The organism is Bacteroidales bacterium, from assembly GCA_014860585.1.
Lineage (GTDB): Bacteria > Bacteroidota > Bacteroidia > Bacteroidales > 4484-276 > RZYY01.
The window spans coordinates 1-17,242 of the sequence record JACZJL010000115.1 but is presented as its reverse complement, the minus strand read 5'-3'; the positions used below and the strand labels follow the sequence as shown (position 1 = coordinate 17,242).

Sequence of the window (17,242 nt, the reverse complement as noted above, 5' to 3'; positions counted from 1 at the left end):
AGTAGCCTTTTTATCTGCTGATATTGATTTTTCTGGTTTCAACACCATTGCCGGTGTGCAGCCGCAAAAAATACATGCCAAGATCTTGCTGGCTAACATCAACCTTCAAATTGGAAGCGTCAGTTTTTTCGCTCAAAACAATTGCACCGAGCATATTTACTAATTCAATCTGGTGGATGGGAACATCGCTTTGGATTGAAATAGTTGAAGTTGCCGGATTCGGGAATACGTTGATCACTGTTTCCCGGAATTGGTTTATTCCAACTGTTCCCAGAAAAACCGAAGATGTGATCAGGTAGTTATCCGGTGTCAACGGATCGCCATCCCATGATTGGCTTCTCATGGCGCCTTCTCCTTCTCTTTCGCCGAAATACCAGTTGAAGCTATCTCCATCGGCATCAACAGCAATCCAGCCTTCGGGCAGCCAATCCTCACCCTGCGGATTGCCAATGCCTCCCTGGAAATCTTCAAACAGATAAATCACTTCATCTTCGTCACCGTCATTGACTCTATACAATTTGACATTATCAATGACAATACGGTCCATATCGGTAATGTCGTGATGCCTGAAGGCTACATAGACATTACTGCCGGCATAATCATCAATATTTACCTGCCTGTTTTCATACACCCAGTTGGTGTGTTCAGTCGAAAGGGTTTCTTCGAACAACATGGTAGTAAAATCTCCCGGGGTGTTTCCTGTTGTCGAAATCCAAACGCTGTAATGCTCAGCCCGGTATTGGACTGTGTTGGCAGTTGGGCATACATCCCATGAAAGAAGGTACTCGGCATTGATTCCCTTTGGCTGTGCCTGGCTGTAATTGTTTCCAACAAACAAAGCCAGGATGACTGAAAGTAAAAATAACTTTTTCATAGTAAAATGTTTTTGATTAGTAATGATATTAAATAAGTTGAAATTGTTTAAATTATTCAATGACAAAAAGTTCCACTTCCTCCACAAACATCCGATCCATATCGGTAACATTAAAGTGCCTGATTGCGAGGAAAACAATATTGCCTGCGTAGGCTGAAATGTCAATTTCCCGTTCAAGCGGCGTCATTCGGGGCGTTTCTTCAGTAAATGTTTCCTCCAGCAGTAGTTCAAATGCAGAAATATTACTGCTTCCTACTGCGATGAATACACCATAATGCTCTTTCCTGTATTGCGGGGTATTGGCTGTAATACCGACTGTAAACCTAAACGTTGCACTTGCATCCTCGGCAAATCCCGACAGGTTAATTTCTGGTGTAATCAACCAGTTGTCCGGAGTCAACGGGTCGCCATCCCATGATTGGCTGCGTACAGAGAAAATGCTATCACCTTCTGAGATTCTGAAGCTAGCATACCAATTATAACCATCGCCATCACTGTCAACGGCCTGCCAACCTTCGGGCGCCCATGAATCATCCTCAAGATGAGCGCCGGCGGAACCGAAATCTTCGAAAAGCAGCACCTGTTTCCCAAGCGCAAGTGAAACACTTTTTGACAAGTTATTGTAATAAAGGTCTGCATTTTCGGCTGTAACAGTAAGCACTATGCTATATTTCCCCGAGGTTGTATAGGTAACAACCGGATTTTCCTCTGATGAAAATAGCCCGTTGCCAAAATCCCAGTGATAAGCATTAGCATTCAGCGACTTATTAGTTAATTGAACCTGAAAATGCACAGTATCTTCACTGATCACCAACTCGTTGACTTCGTATACAAAGTCGGCTTGTGTACTTGCCAGGGGAACCGACATTTCATCTTCTTTACAAGCTTGCAAAAAGAACAGGAAAAATGTCAGGCAGGCAACAATGAACAGATTATTTTTTTTTGATTTCATATTCAATAAATGTTAAGATATTAATAACCATCATTCTGATACATGCCAGGGTTGTTGTTAGCAATGATTTCGGCTTGCGGGATCGGGAAAAGGTATTGATTGGTGTTGGTGATTTTGTCAATCACTTCAATGGCACGGTTGGTTCTTACCAGGTCGAACCAACGGTAACCTTCGAATGCAAACTCTTTTTGCCTTTGTGATTCTACTTCCAGTTTCAGGCTGGCATAACTCGTCATGTTTACAGGTTGCAGATTTGCTCTCTGACGTATAATGTTGACGTCGTTCAGAATATCGTCAATATTACCCTGCTGAAGGATTTTCGCTTCGGCTCTGATCAGATAGATTTCAGCAAGGCGCAACACGTAAACAGGGTCAGTACCCGAAGCAACATCATTAAATTTAACTGCATAGGGTGCAGATCCGGCCATTTTCACGGAGGCGTCCTTGCGCACGTCATTGGTTTCAAATGAGTTCATGTAAAATGTGGTAGGTGCAAACTCATATCTCCCTTCATTTGATGTATGAGCAAAATACCTGGCAGTAAGGTTCCTGTCCTGATCGTTATAAGTCACCTGAAAAATGGATTCGCTGTTGTTCTCAAATTCAATATTAAAAAGGGTGGCATAATCAGGTACAAGTTGCAGAGACGGATGATCAATGACCTGGGTGGCCATGTCAATAGCTGTTGTCAGGAAAGCAGCATTACCGGAAATATAATACTGATGCAAAGCTATGCGTGCTTTCAAAGCTTGTGCAGCGGGTTTAGATGCTCTGCCTTTGGTTATGGCTGGAGAAAGGAGGTTGATGGCAAAATCGAGATCACTTTTTACACTCAGCAGGACTTCTTCAACACTGTTTCTTGCCGGGTTATAGCTTTCTTCATTGTTGCCGACAGCCTGATCGCGCAAAGGAACAGGACCAAACAGCCGCATCAGGTCGTAGTGGGCAAGTGCCCGTAAAAACCTGAGTTCGGCTAAAGCCACATTTTTGGAATCCTCAGTCATTTTATCACCATCAATCAACTGGATATGGTAAATGGCATTATTTACCCGGTTGAGCACCCGGTAAATGGCAGCCCATGTGCTTTCAACCAGACCGTTATCGGCCAGTATGGCATTGTTATCAAATTGAACCCATGTTACGGTCACCCCAACATGTGTCAGGTTATCAGCAGGTAAATCGCCAAAAATCATATAGTTTAATCCATAGTATCCGTCACTTTGCAACGCATCATAACACCCCAAAATAGCACTTTCGGCCTGTTGGGCATTTGTGATGGCTTCATCAGCCGGTATGGAATGATAGGGCTCAACATCCAGAACTTCGCAAGCTCCAAGGAACAGGGTCATCAATACTGAAAAATAGAATAGTTTTTTCATCTTTCTTGTTTTTAAAGGCCTAAGTTAATTCCGATTGTATATGTTTTTGCCTGGGGATAGGTAAAGAAATCCGTTGCTCTTAGAAGATTGCTGTCGCCACGGTAATTTACCTCGGGATCCATTCCCGAATAATTGGTCCATGTGAACAGATTTGTAGCACCAACAAAAATGCGGGCATTCCTTACACCAATACGTTCGGTAAGACTACGGTCAAACACATATGAAAGTGTAATATTCTTAAAGCGGGCAAAAGAGCCATCTTCAACAAAGCGGGTGGATATCCTGTTGTTTTCGTTCGAATTATCGCCATCTGCTCTGGGAATATCGGTGATATCACCAGGTTGCTTCCAGCGTTTTAGAATTTCAATACTTTGATTTTCATCAGCATAAGTCATGGCTTCGGTAAATATTCGGGTGGCATTGAAAACATCATTTCCATAACTAAACTGAATGAAGAAGCTTAAATCAAAAGATTTGTAAGCGAGATTGCTTGTAAAACCACCGATAAAATTCGGGTTTGGGTCACCGATCACAACGCGGTCGTCGGAATTGATCACGCCGTTGCCATCTATATCATCAAATACCAGGTCACCGGTAGTAGGATCAACGCCCAGGCTTCGGAAGCCATAAAAGACACTCATGGGCTCCCCTACAATAACTGCATTGGGGCTGTATCTGTCAAGATCGAGAAGATTCTGATTCTTGTAAAGGGAAAGCACTTTGTTTCTGTTACGACTGATGTTGAATTTCGTACTCCATTCAATATCATTGTTCGTGACATTGACAGTGTTCAGTGAAAATTCAATTCCCCTGTTTTCGAGTTCTCCGATGTTTGTAGTAACTGAGTAGAAGCCTGACGTCATCGAAATGGGTCTGTTAAACAGGAGATCACTGGTTTTGTTGTGATAGTAATCCAATGTCAGCGCAACCCTATCCTTAAACAATTCAATATCTGCGCCGATATTGATCTGCCTGGTGGTTTCCCATTTCAGGTCGGGGTTAGGAAGGGCTGCCGGAGCTATACCTGCACTTGAAAGGTAGTTAGACCGACCTCTGTAAAGGTCCATATAAGCAAAATCGGGTATTCCATCGTTTCCGGTTAAACCGTAGCTGGCTCTCAGCCTGAATTCATTTACGGGCAGGTTGAGGGCTTTGAAAAAATCTTCTTCGCCTAAACGCCATGCCAGAGAGGCTGCAGGGAAAAAGCCGTAGCGGTTATTGGTTCCGAATTTTGAAGATCCATCATATCGTCCACTAAACGAGACAATGTATTTATAGTCGAAGTTGTATTTCAACTGCCCGAAGAAAGAATTGATGCCCCGGTCGGTTGCTGATGCATCGGCCCGTCGGATGGTTCCTGCATCAAGAAGATATTGAAACTGGTCTCCCGGGAAGTCAATTCCTTCGGCATACTGGCTGCGCCGTTGAAACATTTCAAATGAGTATCCGGCGAGAGCTTCCACATTGTGTAAACTGTTAAATGTATTGTTGTATCTGAGGAGGTTATTCGAAACGATGTTCAGAACATTGGTCTGTGCCTCGATACCCAGACCGTTGGTAGTAGCGCCCTGTCTTGTTGTAACAGGATCGTAGCTGTGCTCTCGCAAACTCAGGTAGTCAAAACCCCATTTTGTGCTGAAAGTAAAGTGTTCCTTAAAGCGTAAGTCTCCATAAATATTTCCGAGGGTTCTGAAAGAATATGCTTCATTGATGGCTTCGTTCCCGATGGCAATAGGATTGGAGAAAAAGCCATCCTGGTTGTAAGTTCCATCGGGATTATAGATCGGATAGACGGGAGGCCTGGAAATAGAGTTGGGCAATACACCATGGAGCGAACGATCGCCCTCCACCCTGTTGTTCAGCGAATAGCTGGTTCCCAAACTGGCGCCAACTTTAATGTTTGTATTGAGCTGATGATCAAGGTTCATTCTACCATTTATTCTCTTAAAATCAGTCCCAAGCAGTATCCCTGTCTGGTCAAAGTAATTTCCTGATATGAAGAATCTGGTTCTCTCATCACCCCCGTCAGCTGACAACTCATAACTACTCATTGGAGTAACGCGGAATACTTCGTCAAGGTAGTTGACATCGACCGGGTTTTCAGGATCGGGCTCCAGTTCCATATAGTCAAGCCATTGATCAGCATTAAGCATCTTCAGTACTTTGTCAACTTTCTGAAAACCCCAGGATCCGTTGAAATTGATGTTGGTGCGTTGCTGACTTCCCCGTTTGGTAGTAATTAAAATTACACCGTTGGTTGCTCTTGCGCCATAAATGGCTGCAGCAGATGCATCTTTCAACACCGTGATGGATTCGATATCGTTGGGATTGATATCTGAAAGTGCATTGATCTCCTGCCCTGAAAAACCAATCTGACCATAATTTCCTGTTGTCATCGGGATACCATCAATAACATATAATGGTTCATTGCCGGCAGTGATAGAACTGTTACCCCTGATTCTTACAGAATTTGCGCCTCCCGGGGTTCCTGAATTCTGACTGATAAACACACCTGGCGAGCGCCCCTGCAGTACTCCGTCGATGGTTCGCATAGGTACATCACGGATTTCGGTATCGCTCACTACTCCCAGCGAACCTGATACCAGGCGACGGGATTCAGTTCCATAACCTACTACGACCAGTTCACCAAGGTCAAGCGAGGCCAATTCCATTACAATATTGATCTCAGCCCTGTTGTTGATGGCGACTTCCTGAGTAACCATGCCTACAAATGAAAATACCAGATGGGTACTTTCAACCGGAACCAAAAGCTGATATTTTCCATCAATATCGGTGGTAGTGCCAATGTTGGTACCTTTCACAACTATCGATACTCCAGGAATAGTAGCTCCATCTTCCGCTGAGGTAACAGTACCCGTGATGGTGCGTCTTTCGCTCTGCTGGAAACTGGCAACGGCTGTTAGTGCTTCCGGTTTCACTTTAACCGGTCTAACCACAATGTAATTCTCGATGAGATCATAACTGAGGTTGCTGCTTTTCAGCACTTCCTTCATAGCGTCTTCAAAACTGGCCATCTGTAAGTCGACATTGATCTTTTTGCTGTCCAGATCGTCGGATTCCTGGAAAATGAAAAGCAAATCCATTTGGTGTGCAATTTCGTTGACAGCTTCATAAACTGTTGCGTTCTGCAACTTCATACTGATCAGGTTGTTTTGCGAAAGCACCGATGCAGAGGCCTGAATTACACCAGCAAAAGTGAGTAATAAAAATAGTTTCATACCAATTGCAATAAGTTTGAATGTTGACCCCACTTGTGGGGTACAGTCCCGTAAATTTTTATTCATACTTTTGTATTAAGGTTTATGATCATTTGATGTTCTGTTTTTGCACATTCAGTACCTTGATTGTTAGCCTACCGGGAGATGTTGCAGCATTTCCCGGTTTTTATTTCACATAAATCTGTTTTCCCTCTATTTCAAATTCAACATTGGCCGCCTCCCCGATCAGCCTTAAAAGAAACTGGATATCACGGGAATTTTCCATTGCTCCGCTAAACAGCAGGCCGGCGGTTTGGTCACTGTCGAAAAGTATTTCCACATCATACCAGCGCTCCAGTTTAACAGCCAGTTCTTTCAATGAAATTTTATTGAAATACAGAATACCGTCACGCCATGAAGTGAATAATCTTGTGTCAACATTGTTTATTAAAACCTTCTGGTCGTCATGAACTATCATAGCCATTTGACCGGGAGTCAGCTTGTAAGCATCACCTTCGCGGCTGTTCACCTCGAGTGCGCCACTCACCAGGGTTGTTTGAATAAAACTGTCGCCGGAATAGGCAGATATGTTCAGTTGAGTGCCAAATACAAAGATCTCGTAACCATTGGCCTCAATAATGAAAGGGGCAGAAGGGTTTGCCATTACTTCAAAATAGGCCTCTCCTGATAACCTGACTTTCCGTTTGTCACCAGTAAATGAAACCGGGTACTCAAGTTCAGAATGAGAATTCATCCACACTTTGGTACCATCGGCCAGTTGCAACTGGTAACGGGCCCCGGAGGGTACAATCAGGCGATTCATGCGACTTTCATCATCTACTGCCTGCTCCTGCTCATAACGTAATAATTCTCCCGGCTGATTGGTAATTCTCACACCACTTTCAGCAGTCAACTCATCACAACCCGAATTGTCAAGTTCCAGACTTTTGCCATCAGAGAGCACGAGTATTGCCTTGTTTTGCCGTTCAAGAGCCGGGGTTTCGTTATGGGCAGTTTCAGCACTCTTTCTGTCCCGATGATATACAAAATACCATATAAAACCGATGAGAATGAGCAGGGTAGCTGCCATGGCAAGGTAAGGGTAAACCACGTGAATGAAGGGACGCTTGTCTGATTTCATGGGCAGATATTCTTCTATCACCACGTTTGGATCAGCAATTTCATTTGAATAATAAGTCCAATGTATTTTTTTAACCTTGACCATAAAGACGTTGCATTCAGGCTCTGCATCTGGATTTTCACGTATCCAGCCATTCAGTTTATCAAGACCAGAGGCATCAAGCTTGCCCAGCGCTTTATGCGTAAGCAAATGCAAAATCTCGTCCGGAAAAGAAAAGGATTCTTTAATTTCTTTCATATCGTTTATAGGACAAATTTTTTATGAAAAAGGGTGGGTCTAACTCAGGATTTTTTTCTGTCGCAGTAATAATTGTTCAGCAAAGTACTGTTTTTAAGGATTCGGACAGCAGTTTTAAGGTGTGATTTAACTGTGTTTATCGAAAGGTCAAGCATTTGGGCTGCTTCATTGTACGACCGATCGGAAAAATAAACCAGCTCGAAAACCTTGCGGCTTTGGGGTGGCAATTCATCATACGCCTTTTCAAAAATTTCGAGCTCCTCTTTCCGAAGTATAAAATCTATTGCCTGTTCAACCTCAGACTCCAGATCAGAATCAGGTTCATGTTGCTGACGGATCATTAAACGATTGAGATGGTTAAAACAGGTGTTGCGCACCGAAATCCGCAGGTAATGTTTGAAAGAGGTATTGATTTTCCTGTACAGCTTTTCCTCCCAGAACTTCACGAAAAACTGCTGGACCATGTCTTCTGCCTCAGGATTATTGTTTGAATAAATCCTGGCAGCCAGCACCATGGGCTTGTAATACCGGACAAAAAGCTCCCTGAAAGCGTCCTCACGGTTGCTCTCGAACATCTCCATCAGTCTTACATCTTCAGTATCCATTGCGAAGTAGAGCTTTCAGCAGCTTGAGTTTTTATTGTGCTACAAAAATTGTTGTGAATATCCCCGTCACTCCGAAATTCCGGAAGATTTAGATTGTAGCAAAAATAGCAATTTCTCCTTAGCTTGTTTCGATCAGAGGATTGTGGTGCAACGTGAACTGGGTGTCGTATCTGAACAACGGACAAACAGTTCTTTACACGAATAATTAACTGAAACTGGGTTTCTCAGATTTAGTTTATCCCTATAAGTTCAGACCAACTGACCCCTAAAAATTAAGTAACTAGTTCTACTTTAACAGATCAAAACCATGAATGAAAAATCAATTCAAAATTGCTCCAACCCTTAAGGGAGTTTGAATTGATTTTTTGCATTCTCCCTTTTCCCGGAGGGATCCCTATGGGAAGGGCGGGGTAAAAATGCAGAAAAATCAAATGTGTTAAAGTAGAACTGGCATTGAACCTTTTAATCTTTGATTCCCGGATTTTTAACTTATACCTTTTTGAAGGTATCCGTTAAATTCTGACATCAAATCCCATTTGATACAGATTGTCAAAACTTTAGAGGCGGTTTACAAATTAACTTTCCTGAGACCAAACGAACTGGAATTTAACTAAATTCGAATGGTAAAGGTAGTTTGGAATATAGTCCAACCCATACTGGGTTGTCATTTAATCACTTTATCATCGTTATGCTACAATAGTCAATCTCCTACGGAGTTTTTTTGCCAACCCAGAATGGGTTGGGCTTTTGTAGCTATGAGGGTTCACCAACGCCAAAAACAACCCAGTATGGGTTGGACTATATATTTTTACTTGAAGTTGGCAAGGTCATAAAAAATTACTCCCCATGAGCTATGGTATCATTTTAAATTCCACAGAGGTCAGTTGTTCTGAAGTTCTTATCTCCGAATGATCAACTTCTGGTGATATTGCCATCCGGTTTCCCTTGCGGTGGCTGTAATAATGTAAATACCATTTGGCAGATCGCTAACATGCAAATTAACCGACCCGCTGATCATTTGCTGGAACACCATTCTGCCATCAACTGAGAGAATTTTCAGCAGATAATCCTGATCATTATCTACGAAAATACTGATCATGTCATTGGCAGGATTTGGATAAATTGAGAGTATGGCAGCTTCAGCAGGTTTGCTGATACTGGTGTGGCTGCCGAGTATTTTTATCATACTTTCGTCCATCAAAGTCACATTAAACAGCTCAAATCCTGCAACATGTCTTGGCCTTCCAGAGTTAACCGCCGACTGATCGGAAAACGCTCCGTGTGTTCCTTCTGACTCTATTAGCATCATAGGATAGCTGCCAAAGGAAGTGATGGTAGTTTCATTCTGATCATTGACTTTGTATTCAGCGAAGGCGTTGTCGTGTAGCCAAATCCCGTATTTCAGGCTGTCGAGAATCATCCCGAATGGGACTCCGGCAGCAGCATTTTCTTCAATGTCGGTGTTTTCAAAAGTTTTTGGCATGATGATCATGCTTTTTAATAATCCGATTCCAGGGTCAAACTCAAGCAGTCCGTCATAGGAAGCATATTGCTGGTCGTAATTTACAAGTACACTGCCGCCTGCGTAACGACTATCGCCACCCACAAAACCGGTAGTCCTTTCCCCGCTTAGCAGTTTCTCGAGCAACAGATTTCCTACCGTACTGTTTTGGAGGAACTCCATTAACGTCGCATAGGTATTGTTTACAAATAAGACTTTGCTGATCCGGTCAACTTTTCCAAGAAAATAAGCGCTGTTGTAGTTAGCAGGGATGGCCTGCATCACCTCGGCGGCGGCGTTGCTTTGTTCGAACTTTGTTTTAAATTGCTGCGCCAGAGTGGTATTATCGCCGGTTACGATCAGGATTGAATCGGATGAAACCGCTGCGGTAAAACGAGCAATGAATTGCTGGTTTTTGTTCACATAATCACTTCCAGACATCAACACATATCCACCGAAATCTTCACTTTCATATTTTGTGGGAATGAAATCATTGTAACCTGACACTAAAAAAGTATTCAGGTTGATTGCACGCTCATTGAGCACCTGGGTTACTTCGAGACTGGTAGCAAGGAGTCTGGTTCCTCCCAGTCTAAATTCATTATCGGTAGCAGCTTTGAAAATATTTACAGCACCAGTTCCAAAGACATAACCCATTAAATCGTCATCAATACATAAAGCAGTTTTATCGTCCACGCCAATCCCTACAATATCCGCATTTTTGTTTAGCTTCCAATGGCCCAGAAAGCCGATTAACCTTCCAAACCGCGCACGTTCGACAAAATGGGAATCGAAAATATATCCGGGCATCAAATTCAGAAAATCATCGGCCAGCGTCATGTACTGGTTATTAGGGTTGGCAATGGCTTCATCGGGATAAACAGTTCCGTTTTGCGCCGTAAACAGCACCCTTGACAGCACCATTTCTCCTGCTGAAGTTCCACAGATTACCCCGCCCTGGTTAAAAACAAACTCTACTGCATTGTGCGTTAGGGTGTTTTTATACACATTGTAATACTGCTTTTGATCGCCTCCTTTGAAGAAGATCACATCGTAGGTTACCAGACTGTCATAGGTCTGCTGCTGATTGGCCATGGATGTGCTGGTGATAGAGAAATTTTTTGCGGCCACTGCGCCAAGACTGATAAAATAATCGGGGAGCCACTGCGAAGGGTTGGTATCATAAGTGATGATGGCGACCCGCTTATTCTCCGACTTTTCAACAGCCCAACCATAGGGTACATCACTCCATTTGCCGGGATTTTCGGAGCCCCCTCCAACAAGCAACAATTTTCCAGGTAAGGTTTGTGAAATTGAGGGATTTATGGCGAAGATAAATGCCAGAATGGTAATTTGAATAGCTCTTCTCATTGTGAAACAGATTACATGTCTGGCAAAAATAAAATTATTGGCTGGACCTAGCTGCACACTGACTGATTTTTAAAAGGGTTGCGGTGAAACGCTAATTTCCATTGCTCTGCATCTTTTCCAACTCATGAATGAGGTTCTCCCAGGTTTTCATTTCCGTTTGGAGATCATTTTTAACCGCCTCATAACGATGATACACCTCTCCGGATTTAATCAGCGGGTGGGTTGGGTCAGGATTGGCAAGCAGCCCATCAAGCATGGAGATTTCTTTTTCTAATTGTTCAATGGTATTTTCTGACTTTTCAATACGGTTTTGAATCCTGCGCAATTCACGTTCAAACTGCTTGCGGCGTTCAAAATCCAGTTTATTTTGTGAAGGCGTTTCCTCCGTGATATTGGTTCCCTGTTTTCCAGATTTCTTCTCCAGTTCATTCAGGTGTTCAAGTTTGCGCGAATCGAGAAAGTCGTGCACATCACCGATGTATTCTTTAATTCCTTTATTGCGGAATTCGATGACTTTTCCAGTCAGGCCGGAAAGAAAATCGCGGTCGTGCGAAACGATGATCAGGGTTCCGTCGTATTGGAGCAGGGCGCTTTTCAGAATGTCCTTTGAGCGCATGTCGAGATGGTTTGTCGGCTCGTCGAGCACCAGCAGATTGACCGGAGTAAGCAGCATGCGGGCTAAAGACAATCTTGACTTTTCTCCACCGGAGAGCACTTTCACCTTTTTATCCAGATCATCACCGCGGAAAAGAAAACTACCCAGCAATCCTTTTGTCCTGGTTCGCATTTCACCGGTAGCCACTTCGTCGATGGTTTCAAAAACGGTTTTATCCATGTCGAGCATCTCATGCTGGTTCTGGGCGTAATAACCGATTTTCACAAGATGCCCCAATTCGAGGGTACCGGTGTAGGGTAATTCGCCGACGATAACTTTGGATAGCGTGGTTTTCCCCTCGCCATTTCTTCCGACAAAAGCAATTTTTTCGCCTTTGGGAATCGAAAAGTTAAGATTCTTCAATACCAGGTGATCGCCGTAACTTTTGGAAAGATCTTCACCCCTGACGGTAACTTTTCCGGAATGCGGCGCCGGCGGAAACCTGAAGCGAATGGAGGATTTATCAACATCTTCCACCTCTATCTTATCCATTTTGTCGAGCATTTTCACCCGTGATTGTACCTGGCGGGATTTGGTATTTTTATAACGAAAGCGTTCGATAAACCGCTCGATCTGGGCAATTTGTTGTTGCTGATTGTTAAAGCTGGCCATCTCCCGTTCGCGGCGTTCAGCCTGCAGTTGCTCATACTGGGAATAGGAAACCTTATAGTCATAAATTTTTCCCAGGGTAATCTCTACAGTGCGGTTGGTCACATTGTCGAGAAAGGCGCGGTCGTGCGAAACCAGCACTACGGCGCCGGGATAGCTGATCAAAAAGTCTTCAAGCCATTGAATGGATTCGATGTCGAGATGGTTGGTCGGCTCATCAAGGAGCAGGATGTCGGGCATCCTGAGAAGAATCTTAGCCAGCTCAACACGCATCTGCCAACCGCTGCTGAATTCGTTTAGCGGACGCATGAAATCCTTTCGCTCAAATCCAAGTCCCATGAGTACCTTCTCGGTATTTTCATCCATTTTATGACCGCCAAGCATGTTGTAGCGGTCGTTGGCATCGTTGAGCCGGGTAACAAGGTTCAGGTAATCCTGTGAATGATAGTCGGTGCGATGCGAAATTTCATCGGTCATTTGCCTGATTTTCTGATCAAGGTGAATGGTTTCGCTGAAGGCCTGCCTGGCTTCTTCCATCACGGTTCGCCTGCTGCTGGGGTTCATCTCCTGTTTCAGATAGCCGATACTTTGGCCGGAAGGAGAGGCCACGGCTCCTTTTTCGGGTTCCATTTCACCGGCAATCACATTGAGTAGGGTGGTTTTTCCAGCGCCATTTTTACCCACAAGGCCAATCCTGTCCCGATCGTTGATCAGGAAAGAAACCCCGTCGAAAATGTATTCGCCGGTAAAGTGAACGGATATGTTATTAACCGATAACATCAATGAATTTTGAGGGGCAAAAATACGCAAAAGCAGGACAGTAAAACAAAAAAGGGAACCCGAAGGCTCCCTTTTCTTATGTTATTCCAATGAAGGATTATTGGATGATCAACTTTTCGGTGTATGATTTATCGGCAGTCTTGATGCGGACAACGTAAACACCCGTTCCGAAGTTCGAGGTGTTAATCTGAACATTGTCGTTATCAGCAGGCCTGTCGTAAACCACCTGACCGAGGTTGTTGAGGATCATTACATGCTTGATGCCTGTTGCTTCGATGTTCAACACATCGCTTGCAGGATTCGGGTACATAAGCATACTCTCATCAGTGATGGGTTCTCCAACACCAACACCAGATACATAGAGTGATACCGGAACTGTAACAGTTGGGGTAACCGGACTGTTGGTGTTAAAAATAACAGCACCAGTGTAAGTTACTCCGGCTTCCAGACCTTCTGAATTCAATGATACAGTGATCTGTGAAGTCTGACCTGCGCCAGTTGTACCAGACATTGGTGATGCAGTAAGCCATTCTACAGGAGCAGGAGTCATACCCATTTCAAGTCCCCAGATGCACTTGTTCTGAACAATACCCACGATGGAGTAGTATCCGGTAACAAGATCAGGATGGAAAGCAAGACCACCGGCAATATCACCAGTAATAGGAATACTCAGCAGCGGGAATACGTCAAACTCTTCAATTTTTGCACCAGTTGCAATGTTGTACTTGTACAGAATGTTCTGGCTGGTACCCACACGCTGGCTATAACCCCAGAGGAATGGTCCTTGCGGATCGTATGCCAGACCATAGAAACTTTCGTCGCCATTGGTTGCGATAGTATTCAGGACAGCGCCTGCATCGTCAAACAAAGTCAATGTAGTTGACCAGTTATTTGCCCAGAAGCCATCAGCGCCTTCATCGTAACCGATAGCGCGAACAGCAACAGGAGCAGTAAACTGGCCAATCAGTGTGTTGGTGTTGAAGTCCATCTTGTAAACGGTAGTTGCAGCAGCACCGCCATAAAAATACATACCGTCGTAGGCCAGGTCGCGGATAGCGCTTACTGATCCTACCTGGAATGCGCCTAGGAATGTACCGTCCAATTCATACTTGAAGAATCCAGCGCCATTCCACTTGGTGGTGTAGATGTAGTTACCGTCGGTTTCAACACCGGCTTCACCGGAAGCATCACCGCATGCAAATTCGAATTGTAAATCATAATCAGCGTCTGAATGAATGGTTTCATTTCCATATGCTGTTCCCGGAGCTCTTTCAAATGCTGAGGGATGACTTACAGGAGGTAACCCTTTTACATATTCAGTAGCATACTTGAAGCCGATTGAACCATCTCTGTCAATTACAAGATTCCATGCAATTGGAGTAGTTCCGGTATTGGTAGCATTCAAAATATGCTGTGTTACTTGTGGAGCAGCATAGTGCGATGCGTTAATCGCCGTTGGATTAACTGTAAGTCCGCCAGTCGGTTGACCAACAATAAATGTCACAGGCAGGTTAGTCGGACTTGTTGGAGCATTGCTTGTGAAGATCAGAGCCCCATTGTATGTTCCGGGATTAACTCCTGTTGAATTGAAATGAACGTTAACATTCATTGATCCGCCGGCAGGAACGGTTCCCATCATAGGATCTGCAGTTAACCATCCACCAGGTGTTCCACCGCCAACTTCAGCTTTGAAATCTACGCAGTTACCATAGGAATAGGTATCACAAGCGCCAGTTACAGGATCAATCCAGTTGGTTCTTGCACGCATTACAAATTCACCGTTTGGTGCATCGGCCGGGATGGTAAGATTAAATGTGTACACTGTACCGGCAATGGCACATAATCCATCATTCAGCACCAGTTCGTTGGCATTGTTCAACTCGAGGTTTCCGTCAAAGTCGATCCATACATCAAAGTAAGTATCGGCATAACCGGCAGTTACCGTGAGCACATAAGTGTTACCAGCTTCAAGGATATGAAGCATATTGGTATAGTCCTGATACCATGGAGGTGTTCCTGCACATGGAATGTTGGCTACCGTGATGTTCTCAAGATCCCAGCTTGTTAAACCGTCGCCGAATGAACACCCTGAGGTGTAGAGGTTATCAACGCAAAGGCTTGGTTCAGCATTAACAACAGCTTTGGTCTTGCAGTTGTTGGCAGCATTTTCATCACCGGCAAGGTTGGTGCAGGCTTCGAAGTTGTAAGTACCAAAAGCAGCTAAATTAGCAGTTCCGGCTGTTACATCAATGTCAGCGCCACCAGCAAGCGGGCCTGGGATGGTTCCGCTCAGCGAACCGCTTCCAGCACCTGTCCAGGTTACTGACCATGGAATGTTGGATTGAGCAGCAGTTCCAAAGTTCTTCACTTTGATCACTACTGACTCAGTACCAAGGGCAACACCTGAGTTTGGTGAAATGATGGTTTGAACTCCTACGTCGTTTGTAAGTTGAGGTCCGCCAGCTACCAGGTATCCGGCAATGTTCCAGTTGTAGTTCAAACCATAAGAGATTGACATCGACTCATAGGTGCCACCGGCAAGTGAGATCATATCGCCAAAGCCTGCAACTGCAGGACCCGGGTCAACACCTGCACAGAAAGTACCGGCTGTATGTGTCACTTCATAACCAATCCAGATGTCAGCACCGGTAATATCAACCGGAGTTGTCAGGGTGGTCATTACCCATGTTTGTGCTACTGCAGCTATTGGCTGTGAATGTAAGAGTGCTCCAGGTGTGGTAGGCGTGCCTGCTCCGTAGATATTCAACGTCATCGAAGTTGGGGCATCATATACAAAGATCTCAACTGCATCCAGTTTCATCCCTGCATACTGTCCCATAGTGGAAGCAGGCCAGTAAGCTGAAACATGGAAGGTACCGCCAGCGGTCAGACCAATAGCATCAGCATTGGTTCCATCGTCATACCTGATGATTTCATCATCGGTCATGTTGGGTGAAACGCCTCCCGGAACACCATTAGCAGCACCCAGAACAATGCCGTCGGCTGCCCTGCGTTCTGCTAATTTAGCAGCAACATATTCAGGATCAACAACTACGTCGGGTCCGGCTGTGGATGAACGTTGAATAGCAATATCAAACGTCAACGCTTCAGTACCAGGATTGCTTACATTAACAACCTGAGTTGTCTGCTGCGGAGGTGTGGGATGATTTTCTGTCAATGAAGTCGGATTGAGCACAATAATTGGACCTTCGCCACCTACAACGAGGGTTGCAGGAACAGTGTGCGGGCTTCCGGCTGCATTGCTTGCAAAAATTAGTGAACCATTGTGAATGCTTGGTACTTCAAGACCAGTGGAGTTGAAGGTTACAGTAACAATCTGTGATTGTCCTGCTCCGAGTGATCCGCTGAGTGGCATAGCTGACAACCAATCCGTTGGCTGACCACCGCCAATATTGGCTTTGAAGTCAACACAGTTACCATAGCTGTATGTATCACAAGCACCTACCACTGCTGCAGTCCAGTTGGTCCTTGCACGCATTACGTAAGTTCCACCGGGAGCATCAGCAGGAATGGTGATGTTGAATGTGTAAACTGTACCGGCTACTGCGCAAATACCATCATTCAATACCAGTTCGTTGGCATTGTTCAACTCAAGGTTGCCGTCAAAGTCAATCCATACATCAAAGTAGGTATCGGCATAACCGGCAGTTACGGTGAGTACATAGGTATTGCCAGCTTCCAGGTTGTGGATCTGATCCATGTAGTTCTGATACCATGGAGGAGTACCTGCACATGGAATGTTGGCTACTGTGATGTTTTCCAGATCCCAGCTTGTCAAACCGTCGCCAAATGAGCAACCTGAAGTGTAGAGGTTATCTACGCAAAGGCTTGGCTCAGCATTTACAACAGCTTTGGTCTTGCAGTTGTTGCCCGGGTTTTCATCACCGGCAAGGTTGGTG

9 protein-coding genes are annotated in these 17,242 nt (G+C 44.5%); all 9 read right to left on the bottom strand.

The window, feature by feature from the left end; all coding sequences use genetic code 11:
* Window positions 1-10: 10 nt before the first annotated feature.
* Window positions 11-874 carry a choice-of-anchor J domain-containing protein gene (locus IH598_12510; protein MBE0639333.1) on the bottom strand — a complete coding sequence of 288 codons (864 nt, stop codon included), beginning with the start codon at window positions 872-874 and terminating at the stop codon, window positions 11-13.
* 52 nt (window positions 875-926) lie between these two features.
* Window positions 927-1,826, bottom strand: a complete 900-nt coding sequence (locus tag IH598_12505) for a choice-of-anchor J domain-containing protein (GenBank protein MBE0639332.1) — start codon at window positions 1,824-1,826, stop codon at window positions 927-929.
* Window positions 1,827-1,846: 20 nt separating this feature from the next.
* Window positions 1,847-3,205 (bottom strand): RagB/SusD family nutrient uptake outer membrane protein, encoded by a 1,359-nt coding sequence (locus IH598_12500; protein ID MBE0639331.1) that lies wholly within the window; start codon window positions 3,203-3,205, stop codon window positions 1,847-1,849.
* Between the two features lie 11 nt (window positions 3,206-3,216).
* The gene (locus IH598_12495; protein ID MBE0639330.1) at window positions 3,217-6,444 is read right to left on the bottom strand and encodes a TonB-dependent receptor; all 3,228 of its coding nucleotides are present in this window, start codon (window positions 6,442-6,444) and stop codon (window positions 3,217-3,219) included.
* A gap of 166 nt (window positions 6,445-6,610) precedes the next feature.
* On the bottom strand, window positions 6,611-7,801 hold the full coding sequence (locus IH598_12490; GenBank protein MBE0639329.1) for a FecR domain-containing protein: 1,191 nt from the start codon (window positions 7,799-7,801) through the stop codon (window positions 6,611-6,613).
* A 44-nt stretch (window positions 7,802-7,845) separates the two neighbouring features.
* A complete protein-coding gene (locus tag IH598_12485) occupies window positions 7,846-8,406 on the bottom strand; it encodes an RNA polymerase sigma-70 factor (GenBank protein ID MBE0639328.1) in 561 nt (186 codons plus the stop codon).
* Window positions 8,407-9,304: 898 nt separating this feature from the next.
* Window positions 9,305-11,278 carry a T9SS type A sorting domain-containing protein gene (locus IH598_12480; protein ID MBE0639327.1) on the bottom strand — a complete coding sequence of 658 codons (1,974 nt, stop codon included), beginning with the start codon at window positions 11,276-11,278 and terminating at the stop codon, window positions 9,305-9,307.
* A gap of 91 nt (window positions 11,279-11,369) precedes the next feature.
* Window positions 11,370-13,322, bottom strand: coding sequence for an ABC-F family ATP-binding cassette domain-containing protein (locus IH598_12475; GenBank protein MBE0639326.1), 1,953 nt, complete (start codon window positions 13,320-13,322; stop codon window positions 11,370-11,372).
* Window positions 13,323-13,419: 97 nt separating this feature from the next.
* Window positions 13,420-17,242 (bottom strand): T9SS type A sorting domain-containing protein (locus tag IH598_12470; protein MBE0639325.1); only part of this gene is annotated, 3,823 nt, incomplete at its 5' end.

Coding starts and splice junctions, on each gene's coding strand:
- IH598_12475 (MBE0639326.1), bottom strand. CDS start 13,322: ATGTTATCGGTTAATAACATATCCGTTCACTTTACCGGCGAATACATT.
- IH598_12505 (MBE0639332.1), bottom strand. CDS start 1,826: ATGAAATCAAAAAAAAATAATCTGTTCATTGTTGCCTGCCTGACATTT.
- IH598_12485 (MBE0639328.1), bottom strand. CDS start 8,406: ATGGATACTGAAGATGTAAGACTGATGGAGATGTTCGAGAGCAACCGT.
- IH598_12490 (MBE0639329.1), bottom strand. CDS start 7,801: ATGAAAGAAATTAAAGAATCCTTTTCTTTTCCGGACGAGATTTTGCAT.
- IH598_12510 (MBE0639333.1), bottom strand. CDS start 874: ATGAAAAAGTTATTTTTACTTTCAGTCATCCTGGCTTTGTTTGTTGGA.
- IH598_12495 (MBE0639330.1), bottom strand. CDS start 6,444: ATGAAACTATTTTTATTACTCACTTTTGCTGGTGTAATTCAGGCCTCT.
- IH598_12480 (MBE0639327.1), bottom strand. CDS start 11,278: ATGAGAAGAGCTATTCAAATTACCATTCTGGCATTTATCTTCGCCATA.
- IH598_12500 (MBE0639331.1), bottom strand. CDS start 3,205: ATGAAAAAACTATTCTATTTTTCAGTATTGATGACCCTGTTCCTTGGA.